This window comes from Paenibacillus sp. JT31N17 (assembly GCF_056269255.1).
Genome location: NZ_JBWDNP010000010.1, coordinates 48,580 through 60,212 on the forward strand (window position 1 = coordinate 48,580; position 11,633 = coordinate 60,212).

The 11,633-nt window shown below is 52.0% G+C and carries 10 protein-coding genes; 5 read left to right on the forward strand and 5 right to left on the reverse strand.

Features of this window, described 5'->3' with window-relative positions; genetic code table 11:
* The first annotated feature begins 12 nt into the window (after positions 1-12).
* The 4 genes from AC0YOB_RS25785 to gyrA all read left to right on the forward strand — a co-directional run bounded on the left by AC0YOB_RS25785 (position 13) and on the right by gyrA (position 7,024).
* Complete coding sequence (locus tag AC0YOB_RS25785) at positions 13-1,029, forward strand: ABC transporter ATP-binding protein (protein ID WP_475795341.1); 1,017 nt, start codon at positions 13-15, stop codon at positions 1,027-1,029.
* Positions 1,022-2,008 carry an ABC transporter permease gene (locus AC0YOB_RS25790; protein ID WP_475795204.1) on the forward strand — a complete coding sequence of 329 codons (987 nt, stop codon included), beginning with the start codon at positions 1,022-1,024 and terminating at the stop codon, positions 2,006-2,008. The genes AC0YOB_RS25785 and AC0YOB_RS25790 overlap by 8 nt, the downstream gene beginning before the upstream one ends.
* 514 nt (positions 2,009-2,522) lie before the next feature.
* A complete protein-coding gene (gene parE / locus AC0YOB_RS25795; protein WP_210040392.1) occupies positions 2,523-4,499 on the forward strand; it encodes a DNA topoisomerase IV subunit B in 1,977 nt (658 codons plus the stop codon).
* A gap of 89 nt (positions 4,500-4,588) precedes the next feature.
* Positions 4,589-7,024 carry a DNA gyrase subunit A gene (gyrA, locus tag AC0YOB_RS25800; protein WP_475795205.1) on the forward strand — a complete coding sequence of 812 codons (2,436 nt, stop codon included), beginning with the start codon at positions 4,589-4,591 and terminating at the stop codon, positions 7,022-7,024.
* 6 nt (positions 7,025-7,030) lie between these two features.
* On the opposite strand, the gene AC0YOB_RS25805 is transcribed toward gyrA, so the two are convergent.
* Complete coding sequence (locus tag AC0YOB_RS25805) at positions 7,031-7,201, reverse strand: hypothetical protein (protein ID WP_210040396.1); 171 nt, start codon at positions 7,199-7,201, stop codon at positions 7,031-7,033.
* A gap of 193 nt (positions 7,202-7,394) precedes the next feature.
* Here AC0YOB_RS25805 and AC0YOB_RS25810 point away from each other — a divergent pair, with 193 nt between their 5' ends.
* Positions 7,395-7,802 (forward strand): MarR family winged helix-turn-helix transcriptional regulator, encoded by a 408-nt coding sequence (locus tag AC0YOB_RS25810; protein WP_210040398.1) that lies wholly within the window; start codon positions 7,395-7,397, stop codon positions 7,800-7,802.
* A gap of 137 nt (positions 7,803-7,939) precedes the next feature.
* Here AC0YOB_RS25810 and AC0YOB_RS25815 read toward each other — a convergent pair whose 3' ends face one another.
* From AC0YOB_RS25815 to AC0YOB_RS25830, 4 genes are read right to left on the reverse strand one after another with little or no spacing between them, the layout of a single operon-like run.
* On the reverse strand, positions 7,940-9,274 hold the full coding sequence (locus AC0YOB_RS25815; protein ID WP_475795206.1) for a CapA family protein: 1,335 nt from the start codon (positions 9,272-9,274) through the stop codon (positions 7,940-7,942).
* On the reverse strand, positions 9,271-10,026 hold the full coding sequence (locus AC0YOB_RS25820) for an RluA family pseudouridine synthase (RefSeq protein WP_475795207.1): 756 nt from the start codon (positions 10,024-10,026) through the stop codon (positions 9,271-9,273). The genes AC0YOB_RS25815 and AC0YOB_RS25820 overlap by 4 nt, the downstream gene beginning before the upstream one ends.
* Positions 10,026-10,892: a class I SAM-dependent methyltransferase gene (locus AC0YOB_RS25825; RefSeq protein ID WP_210040403.1), complete on the reverse strand. Its 867-nt coding sequence runs from the start codon at positions 10,890-10,892 to the stop codon at positions 10,026-10,028. The genes AC0YOB_RS25820 and AC0YOB_RS25825 overlap by 1 nt, the downstream gene beginning before the upstream one ends.
* The gene (locus AC0YOB_RS25830; RefSeq protein ID WP_475795208.1) at positions 10,879-11,607 is read right to left on the reverse strand and encodes a response regulator; all 729 of its coding nucleotides are present in this window, start codon (positions 11,605-11,607) and stop codon (positions 10,879-10,881) included. Before AC0YOB_RS25830 ends, AC0YOB_RS25825 begins: the two co-directional genes overlap by 14 nt.
* Positions 11,608-11,633 lie beyond the last annotated feature (26 nt).

The following is an 11,633-nucleotide window of genomic DNA, read 5'->3' on the forward strand; positions in this document are numbered from 1 at the left end:
CCGATGTGTTCGATGTCCGCTGCCCAACCGCCCCATCCGAAGCTGCAACCGCTCCAGCCGCCTGTTTCAACGGAAAATCACGAGATTATCATGTCCGTCAAAGATGTGAAGAAGAGAATTGGACGTAAAATGATTATTCATGACGTTTCTTTTGATGTCCGCGCCGGTGAAATTTTCGGATTTCTCGGGCCGAACGGCTCCGGAAAAACAACTACGATCCGGATGCTGGTAGATCTGATCAAACCGACTTCAGGTGAAATCAGCATTTGTGGACATAATGTTCACCAGGACCCTGAGAATGCGCTTAAGCATATTGGCTGTATCGTTGAAAATCCCGAGGTCTATACTTATATGAGCGGGTGGGAGAATCTCGAGCATTTTGCCCGGATGCAGCGCGGAATTGATGAAAAACGCATTCAGGAGGTTGTCGGCGTCGTAGGGCTGGACCAGCGTATTCACGATAAAGTCAAAACGTATTCGCTTGGTATGCGCCAAAGGCTGGGCATTGCTCAAGCACTGCTCGGACGGCCCAAACTGCTGATTCTGGATGAACCGACAAACGGGCTGGATCCCAAAGGAATCAAGGAGCTGCGGGAATTTGTACGAATGCTTGCAGGTCAGGGAATGAGCCTGTTTATTTCCAGTCATCTGCTCAGCGAAATTCAATTGATGTGCGACCGCGTCGCCATAATCAGCCATGGACGCGTACTTGCCGTCGGAACGGTTGACGAGCTTGTCAATCAGGCCGGCAGCTATGTGGTCTGGCAGTTCGATCAGTCTGACGCGGGGAGACGGCTGCTTGCAGGCGAGCCGGATATTGTCTTTGTCGGAGATCACGAGCATCAGATCGATGAGGGGATATTGGCGGGAATGGAGCAGGCCGTCATTACAACGATGCCGCTTGAACGAATCCCGTACGTCGTTGAGCAAGCGGTTCGGGCCGGCATCGGAGTCCGGGCTGTGCAGCGCGTTGCACCTACGCTCGAGGAGCTATTTTTGAAAATGACGGAGGGGGAGAGCATTGGATAGATTGCTGCCGCTGATACAGAATGAGACGCTGAAAATCTGGAAAAAAAACCGCTTCTACGTGGTCGTTCTCGTCCTGCTCGTCCTTATTCCGGTATTTACTTATGCCCAGGTGAAAATTGCCGAAACCAACAAAAAGAATTTCAAGGATTGGCGCAACCAGCTCGTCCAGCAAATTAATGATTATCAGAATACGCTTTCCAGCGAACGGATTCCGGAAGAGTGGAAACGGTATCGAAAAATCGCCGTGCAGCAGCTGCAGTATTATTTGAATCACGATGTAAATCCGAATTCGCCTGACGGGGTAACGTTCACACGGGGATTTATGGAGAATTCCGTCTCTTTGTTCTATCCGCTGCTGGTGCTGGCCATTGCTTCCGACCTGGTGTCGGGTGAACGTTCAAGCGGAACGATCAAAATGCTGCTGACAAGACCGGTACGAAGATGGAAAATATTGTTCAGCAAGCTGGTGGCGCTGACGCTTTATGTCTCTCTGATCGTCATCACGAGCGGTATTCTATGTTATCTCATTTCAGGACTCTTCTTTGGCTACCAGGGCTGGAATATGCCGATATTTACGGGCTTTGTGCTGAATGGCGCAAACGTGGACAACAGCCTGGTTCATGCGCTCCCGCAGTGGCAGTACCTGTTGATGCAATCGGGTCTGATCTGGTTCTCATCGATGACTGTGGCGATACTGGCCTTAATGGTTTCAGTCCTGGTCCGCAGCACAGCGGCAAGCATTGTCACGATGATGGCGGCTGTTATCGCCGGAACAATCCTGGCCAGCATGTCCTCCTCCTGGGAGAGCGCCAAGTATGTCTTTGCCGTCAATCTGCAGCTGACCGACTATCTCGCGGGCTCGCCGCCTCCGATTGAAGGGATGACCCTTACATTTTCGCTTCTCACCCTGGCAGCGTGGGCTGTCGGAGGACTAATTGTGTCATTCACCGTCTTTACGAAACAGGACATCTTGAATTAAAATAGCTTGGGTAAGCGATGCTTATTTGCGAAAGAACATAAAGGGTCTTGCATATTCGTCAAATATTAGCTTATGCTTACAAGGCAAGTTTTGAGCCGAGGCTGAGATTTACCAGTGGTACCACACAATGACTTCAAAAATTGCTTGCGAAGCGAACTTTTGCCTGATGGAACCAGGTTCTGCTTCTGTCAGGCACAGCCGCGCAAAAACTTGGATTATGCTTACGAAGAGAGTTTTGTACTCGCACTGAAGTACATCAAGTTGTATCACACAAAACTTAAGTAACGCTTACGAAGCGAGTTTTTGCTTGATGGAATCATGTTCTGGTTGCATCAGGCAGAGCCGCGCAAAAACTTGGATTATGCTTACGAAGCGAGTTTTGTGTTCGTGTTGAAGTATATCAGGTTTTATCACACAAAACTTAAGTAACGCTTACGAAGCGAGTTTTTGCTTGATGGAATCATGTTTTGGTTCCATCAGGCAGAGCCGCGCAAAAACTTTTAGGAGGACGTGTATGACTGAGCAGGTGGATCTGTTTGCGGGCGCAACTTCTTCGGCTGCCGATCGCAACTATGAAGCAGACGATATACAAGTGCTGGAGGGGTTAACCGCTGTTCGCAAACGGCCCGGGATGTACATCGGGAGCACGACTACCTCGGGACTTCATCATCTCGTCTGGGAGATCGTCGACAATGCGGTTGACGAGCATTTGGCAAAATTCTGCTCCGTTATTGAGGTCGTAATCCATAATGACGGCTCAATCATGGTTCGCGATAATGGCAGGGGCATCCCGACAGGGATGCATAAGACCGGGATTCCGACTCCGCAGGTCGTCTATACGATGCTGCATGCAGGAGGTAAATTCGGCGGCGGGGGATATAAGAAATCCGGCGGTCTTCACGGCGTTGGCGCTTCGGTTACGAACGCGCTGTCCGAGTGGCTGGAGGTGGAAATCTTCCGTGACGGTAAAATCCATAAACAGCGCTTCGAATATTGGGTCGACAAGAAAGGCAAGGAGCATGTCGGCGAGCCGACGACCGGACTTGAAGTTATCGGCAATACGAACCGCACCGGCACCAAGGTCACCTTCAAGCCGGATGCCCGTGTATTCCACGGCAACATCGCCATTAATTTTGATACCTTATCCGAACGGCTTCAGGAGATTGCCTTTCTCAATTCGGGGCTTAAGGTTTCCGTAAAAGACGAGCGAAGCGGAAAACAGGATATTTATTATTACGAGGGCGGCGCCCGTCAATTCGTCCAGTTTCTGAATGAAGAGAAAACGGTGCTGCATGAGGTCATTCATTTTACCGGCGAGCGGGACGATATTGAAGTCGAAGTCGCGCTGCAGTACAATGACGGATATACGGAAACGATGGCCTCGTTCGTCAATTCAATCCCGACCCGAGGCGGCGGTACGCATGAAACGGGGTTCAAGACGGCCTATACGCGGGTGATGAATGATTATGCACGCAAGAATTCGCTGATCAAGGAGAAAGACAAGAACCTTGAGGGAAATGATCTCCGCGAAGGCATGATGGCTGTCATTAACATCAAGATGTCGGAAGTGGAATTTGTCGGCCAGACGAAAGACCAGCTGGGAAGCGCCTCGGCGCGCGGCGCAGTTGATGCGATTGTTTCGGATAAAATGCAGGTATTTCTCGAAGAAAATCCGCAAACTGCCCAAATGCTGTTGAAGAAATCGATTCAGGCATCAAGGGCGCGGGAGGCAGCGCGCAAAGCGCGCGAGGAAATTCGCAGCGGCAAGAAGAAGAGCGAGAGCTCCAATCTGGGCGGTAAGCTGACACCCGCACAATCCAAGGACTATACCCGCAACGAGCTTTTTATCGTCGAAGGGGATTCCGCCGGAGGCTCGGCCAAGCAGGGACGGGATTCGAAGCATCAGGCGATTCTGCCGCTTAAGGGAAAGCCGATGAATCCGGAGAAGTCAAAGCTCGCCGATATCCTTAAAAACGATGAATATAAGGCGATTATCGCAGCAATCGGAGCCGGAATCGGACCCGAGTTTGATGCGGAATCATGCAACTATAACAAGATTATAATCATGACCGACGCGGATACGGACGGCGCCCATATCCAGGTGCTGCTGCTCACGTTCTTCTACCGGTACATGAAGCCGCTTATCGATCTGGGGCGGGTATTTATCGCTCAGCCTCCGCTATACAAGATTACCCGCAAATCCGGCAAGCTGGAGACGGTTCGATACGCCTGGACCGACGAACAGCTGCAAAACTATCTGAAAGAGTTCGGCAAGCAGTTTGAGCTTCAGCGTTATAAAGGACTTGGAGAGATGAATCCCGATCAGCTGTGGGAAACCACCATGAATCCGGAATCCCGCACGCTGCTTCAGGTCCAGATCGAGGACGCGGCCAAAGCCGAGCGCCGTGTATCGACGCTGATGGGCGATAAGGTGGATCCTCGCAAACGATGGATCGTGGAAAATGTCGATTTTACGGAGTATGAAGAATAACCCGCAATAAAGCGGGGTTGGAGAGGAGCGCGCCCTCAAGCGATGCAGCCTGTACCAGCCCCGCAATAAAGGTTAGGAGCTAAACATAAATGGGTATGATGGAACAGTTTCTGCCGGCGTTTCTGGAGGAGGTCGTCGGGGACCGATTTGGACGTTATTCAAAGTATATTATCCAGGATCGCGCGATTCCCGATGTCCGCGATGGATTAAAGCCGGTGCAGCGGCGTATTCTGTACGCCATGTACGATGCCGGCAACACGCCGGACAAGCCTTACCGCAAGTCTGCCAAGACGGTCGGCGACGTAATGGGAAATTACCATCCGCATGGCGACTCTTCGATTTATGAAGGTATGGTCAGGATGGCGCAGCCCTGGAAAATGGGGCATATGCTTGTTGACGGCCACGGCAACTGGGGTTCTCAGGATGATGATCCCGCAGCGGCCATGCGTTATACGGAGGCCCGCCTTTCGAAAATCGCGATGGAGCTTCTGCGGGATATTGAGAAACGGACGGTTTTGTTCAAGGATAACTTTGATAATACAACCAAAGAGCCCGTCGTCCTCCCATCCCGTTACCCGAATTTGCTTGTTAATGGGGTAAGCGGGATTTCGTCAGGTTTTGCTACGGAAATTCCGCCTCATAACCTCATCGAAGTCATTGATGCCTGTATTGCGGTGATGGAGCAGCCGGATCTGAATCTGGAACAGCTGATGTCCATTGTGAAGGGCCCGGATTTCCCGACTGGCGGCCTGATTATGGGGGAAGAAGGCATCCGTGAAGCCTATGAAACGGGAAAAGGCCGCATTTATATCCGTTCGAAGGTTGCTATTGAGGATATGAAGGCTGGACGCCAACAAATCGTCATCACCGAAATTCCGTATCAAGTCGTCAAATCGCGGCTTGTTACCGCCATGGAGAACATCCGGATCGAGAAAAAGGTTGAAGGGATCGCCGAGGTTCGTGACGAGAGCGGACGAAACGGAATGCGGATCGTCGTAGAGCTGAAGAAAGATGTAGATGCACAGGGGATCCTTGCCTATCTGCTCAAGAAAACCGATCTTCAGGTGACCTATAATTTCAACATGGTGGCCATTGTCAACAAGACCCCGAGGCAGCTGGGACTTAAGGATATGCTCACCGCTTATATTGCTCATCAGCGGGAAGTCGTTACATTCCGCACCAAATATGAATTGGAAAAAGCCGAGGACCGCGCCCATGTGCTGGAGGGCCTGGTTAAAGCGCTGAATCTGCTGGATGAGATTATTGCCACGATCAAAGCCTCCAAGAACCGCCAGGACGCGCAAAACAATCTCGTCTCGAAGTTTGATTTCACCGAACGGCAATCGGATGCCATTCTGACACTCCAATTGTATCGTTTGACGAATCTGGAAATCACTTCGCTGGAGAAGGAATTGAAGGAAATTCAAAAACGGATCGCCTATTACAAATCCATTCTGGGCAGCGAGAAAAAGCTGATCGGGGTCATTAAGGATGAGCTTCTCGATATTCGCGGCAGCTTCGGAATCGACCGGCGTTCCGGCATTCAGGGTGAAGTCGACGAGCTGAAGGTGAATCTCGAGGTAATCGTGCCTGCTGAAGAGGTGTATGTAACACTCAGTCTGCATGGATATATCAAACGGACCTCTAAGCTCTCCTTTACACGATCAGGCGGAGAACTCTCCAGTGCAGGGGTCAAGGAAGGCGACTTTATCCGGACCATGCTTGATGTGAACACGATTGAACAGCTCCTGCTGTTCACCCGCAAAGGCCATTATTATATGCTGCCTGTTCATCTTATTCCTGAATTCAAGTGGAAGGATGCAGGGACGGCGGTTGTCAATGTGGTGCCGATTCCGAAGGATGATTCCATCGTAAGCATCATTCCGGTAAAGGATTTTGAAGAGCAGGGCCGGTCGCTGGCATTCGTCACCAAACGCGGCCAGGTTAAACGAACCGACTTGAAGGAATACCGCTCAACGCGTTCCACCGCCATCGCGGCTATCAAAGTCTCGGAAGGCGATGAAGTGCTCAAGGTTGTGCCAAGCGATGGAACCAAGGAACTGCTGCTGGTCAGCAAGCTTGGAATGAGCATCCGGTTTATTGAGAGCGAAGTGAGCGCGATGGGGCGTGTAGCCGCAGGGGTCCGTGGTATCCAGCTTCGTCCGGAGGACGAAATCGTGGGTGCGGAATGGGTATCCGGAGATGAAGGAGAAGTGCTTGTCCTGACCGAGCTCGGTTTTGCCAAACGGTCGCTGCTTATGGACTACCCTATACAGGGACGGGGCGGCAAGGGCATGATCAGCTTTGAGTTTAAGGAAGGCAAGCGGGTAAGATCGAACGGCGAGCAGCTTATTGGAGCCATTTACTGCAGAGAAGAGCGGGAATTGCTGGCCGTCACGGCATCGGGCGCAGCTCACACCACGACCTCGGAAAAAGCTCCTATCGGCGACCGGAAGTCGACAGGCAAGGCCATTGTCACTGTCGATAAGAAGGACCCGCTCGTAACCTTCTTCCATAAGGTATAAGAGAATTCAATCAAACGGCTGATAAGGCGGCTCGCTGCGCTCCATAAACTGCGTCAAAATATCCAGAACGACCCACAGAGGCGCCGGTTCATTCAACCGGTCCAGCCATTGTGGGTCTTTTAATATAATTCCGGCGTCAATCAACTTCTGTATCAAAGCCAGCTTACGCTCATCCATTCTCTTCACGCTCCTGTCCTTCAATTCGATCCTGGTCAACAGCCCATATTGATAATCTATGTCATATGTTGTCTAAAGGTTCTCTAAAGACTCGATTAATGGCGCAAAATATTAATTGCATTAACCTTTAATCCGACATTTGCCAATGATATAATGAAGGTAAGAATACAGAGAGCTTGAGGTGGTGACGGTAATGGTATCTGCGGAGTTTGCCCGCTTGTGGATGAAGATGACAAAGGAATGGAAAATGCATCTGGAGGAGTCGCTTGCACCGGGTTTAACGGAAGGCCAACTGGGCGTGCTGGAGCTTTTGCTTCAGCATCAGCCGATGAAGCCCTCGGATTTGCTTGCTTATCTAACGACGACGCCCGCCGCGATCACCACCCTGCTTGACCGGATGGAGAGAGGCGGTCTGGTGACGCGCAGCCGCGATGATCATGACCGCAGAATTGTATGGGTGAATGTGACCGCTAAAGGCGAGTCGGAAGCGAAGCGCGGAATTGAATTAAGAGATGCGTATATCGGAGAAGCGCTGGACCGGATTTCCTCGCATAATCAGCAGCTGCTTGTTTATCTGCTTGGTAAAGTCGCAAATTCATAATAAGGCGCGTGAATGGCGGCCTCTTAGTAAATCTCCAGTAAAAAATAAAAAAACGCACATCCGACTTCATCTTCACGTTGAATCGGATGTGCGTTTTTTGCTGACTGGCCGCGCAGCTTTAAGCTGCTTTCGCCTGATTATTTGGCAATGGCCTCATGGACCGCCATGGAATTTAATCGTTTGTTCACCAGCGCCAGCTGCCTGCTAAGATGCGAATAGTCCGCAGAAGCAAGTCCTTTGAGGCTGCGGTTCTTAATCGTCTGCTCAAGAGGCACAACCGCATATTTATAGGCTTCCTTGTTTCCGCTGCGGTAGACCCATGTCGGAATCGTCTGAATTTCGCCGATTGTCGTACGATGGGTTGTATTGTTTTTATGAATCATAACCTTGTAAATCACGCCGTAATCCTTGGTGTCGCCGCGTTGGTTGGAAATAAAGTTACCCATCGAGTATATGATCAGACCGCGTCTTACAGAACCATCGGGCTCCGTCGTTTCTACGGTCTCATAGGGCTGCAGCACATGGGGATGAGACCCTGCTATAATATCCGCACCGGCAGCAACAAGCTTGCGGGCCAGCGCCTTTTGCTCGTCATTCGGCGCCGTCTGGTATTCAATGCCGAAATGGAGGGCAATGGTGATAAAATCCGCACCGGCCTCTTGGAGACGACCGATGTCGCGGACCATGGCCTCTTCGTCGATCAGAGAAACCGCGTAAGGCTTATCCTTGGGCAGCGGAATACCATTGGTGCCGTACGTATACGCCAGCAGGCCCATGCGTATTCCTTTGTGCTCTACAATGGTGAGGTGGTCCGCCTCCGCCCGCGATCTGGCCGTTCCTTTGACAATGAAGCCCTGTTCCAGCAGATGCTTTAACGTCAGGTCAATGCCTTGCGCTCCGCGGTCCATGGCGTGATTATTCGCGTTGGTGATCACATTGAAGCCGGCATATTTAAGAGCGCTGGCCAGTTCCACGGGGGAATTAAAACGCGGAAAACCGGAATAGCCAAGCGACTTGCCGGCGATGGGCGTCTCCAGATTGCCAAGCGTCCAATCGCCCTGCTCCAGCAGCGGCTTCACTTGAGTGAAAAAGGGATTGAAATTGTATTTTTTCGTTTTCACGTCATAGGAAGAAGGCAGCTGGGGCATATGCATCATGATGTCTCCGACCGCCATCCATACCGCTTCGCTATCTGGAACAACTTCATCGTTACCTGCGGGATCCGTTTCTTCAACAGCTGGTTCATTCGAGATATCGTTGGCGGGCTCCCCTTCGGTGTCAAGAGGTTTCGCGGCAGGCGAGGACTCAATCGGTTTTGGTTGGAGCTGCTCCGTACCCGTATCCGTATCCGTGTTTGCGGCTTCGGAGCTTTTCTCAATGCCCGGGTTATCGTTCAGCTTCGGTGTATCCATACAGCCCGACAGCAGCGGGAGAAGAGCGATTACCGTTATGACAAGCCGCAGCATTCTCATCGAAGTTCTCCTGGAGCCGGCAGTTTCTCAAGCCCTCTGGAATAATCCTCCGCGTCGAATCTGTTCCACGGCTCCTCCATGGGGGGAAGCGAGCGGAAGGTCATCCATTCCTTGGTTACCGGATGTGACACACCGATTGATACAGACCACAATGCGATATCCCGTTCTCCTTCAACAGCAGCCGCGCCATATTTCCGGTCATAGAGCAGCGGGCAGCCGGTTGCGGCCATTTGAGCGCGGATTTGATGGGATCTGCCTGTCAGCAGGCGGACAACAACCAGAGAGCAGCGGCCCCTGCTTGCGACAACGGCGTAATCCAGCACCGCTTCTTTGGCATCGGCTGCCGGCCGATCATACACGGTAACGATATTACGCTTCGCGTCCTTGCTCAGATAGTGCACCAGACGGCCGGAGGATGCTTCAGGAGCTCCCTGGACCAGGGCAACATAGATCTTGTCGAAAGAACGGGTGCGGACCGAATCAGACAGACGTGAGGCCGCTTTGGAAGTTTTGGCAAAAAGCATGGCTCCGCCAACGGGACGATCGAGCCGGTGTACGAGGCCGACAAAAACATTGCCGGGCTTAGAGTAGCGTTCCTTCAAATCCTGCTTCAGCAGATTCACCATATCCGGTTCGCCCGTATCATCCTCCTGGGAGAGGACGCCGGGCGGCTTGACGACGGCGAGCAGATGGTTATCCTCATATAAAACCGTCAGCTTCCCCGGGCCGGGCAGGGGGTACCCGCTGCTCATCATTGACTCTCCCAGCGGCCCAGTATACCGCAGGGCAGGGTCAGGCCCGACGCCGTAATCGGAAGTCCGATTTCTCCGCAGCGGATGGTTCCCTCATACTTCTGGCCGATTGTCATATGCAGCAGGTTATGCAGCACAGAAGGGGACAAGCCTGTCGTATAGGAATTCACGAGGACAAAGAGGGGGTTCGGAGACAGGATGGCTCTGCAGGACTCCAGGAATGGATATAAATTCTCTTCCAATTTCCACATTTCGCCATTTGGTCCTCTGCCGTAGGAAGGAGGATCCATAATAATGGCATCATATTCGCGTCCGCGGCGCTGTTCGCGCTGCACGAATTTGAACACATCGTCGGTAATGTAACGGATGGGATGGTTCTCAAGCCCGGACAGCTGGGCATTCTCCTTGGCCCACTGCACCATGCCTTTGGCTGCATCGACATGACAGACCTCTGCACCGGCTGCTGCGGCTGCAACAGTTGCACCGCCCGTGTACGCGAACAAGTTCAAGACCCGGATCGGACGGTTGGCCCTGCGGATTTTATCCATCATCCAGCTCCAGTTGACGGCCTGCTCGGGAAACAACCCCGTGTGCTTGAAGCTGGTAGGCTTGATATGAAATTTCAGCTCGCCGTATGAGACCGACCAGCGATCGGGCATCTTCGTGCGGAATTCCCACTCGCCGCCGCCGGACGAGCTGCGGTGATAGTGGCCGTCCGCGCTTGTCCACAAGCCGGCTTCGCTTGTGATCGGCCAGATCACCTGGGGATCCGGACGCCTGAGCACAAAGGAGCCCCAGCGCTCCAGCTTTTCACCTCCTCCGGTATCCAGTAGTTCATAATCCTTCCATTGATCAGCGTTGTACATGAGAACTTCCTTCCTTGAAATTGAATTTATAGCCCACACCGCGTACCGTCAGAATATAAAGCGGATTTGCCGGATTGGGCTCGATTTTCTTGCGCAGATTGCTGATATGAACCATAAGGGTCCGCGTATCCCCCATGCTGTCATGACCCCAAACGATCATATAGAGCTCATTCAAGGCAAACGCCCGGTTGGGAGACTTGGCCAGACGGACAAGCAGCTCGAATTCTTTGGCTGAGAGGAATACTTCCTTCCCCTGAACATGGACAGTCCTGGCCAGAAGATCGATGATTAAGCCGTCGTAGCTCAGAACCTCCTCGTATTCCCGCTCAGCGCGCTGCTGCTCGAAGACGTTCTGTCTGCGCAGGTGGGCCTTGACTCTGGCTACCAGCTGGCTGGGACTGAAGGGCTTGGTGATATAGTCGTCGCCGCCCACATTCAGACCGTGTATAATATCCATATCATCGCTTTTGCAGCTAATGAACAAGATGGGCACTTCGGATGAAGCGCGAATTCTTGTACAAACTTCGAAGCCGTCGAGCGTCTTAAGCGATATATCCAAAATGATCAGATCCGGCTTCAATGCATCCGCGAGGGAGATGGCTTCTTCTCCATTATCCGTGGAATGGACAATAAAACCCTCCCGTTCCATATATAGGGCAATTAGCTCGGTAATATCCGGTTCATCATCGACCACCAAAATTTTACTGCCGTTCATCTTACATCCTCCCCTATCTCGAACCA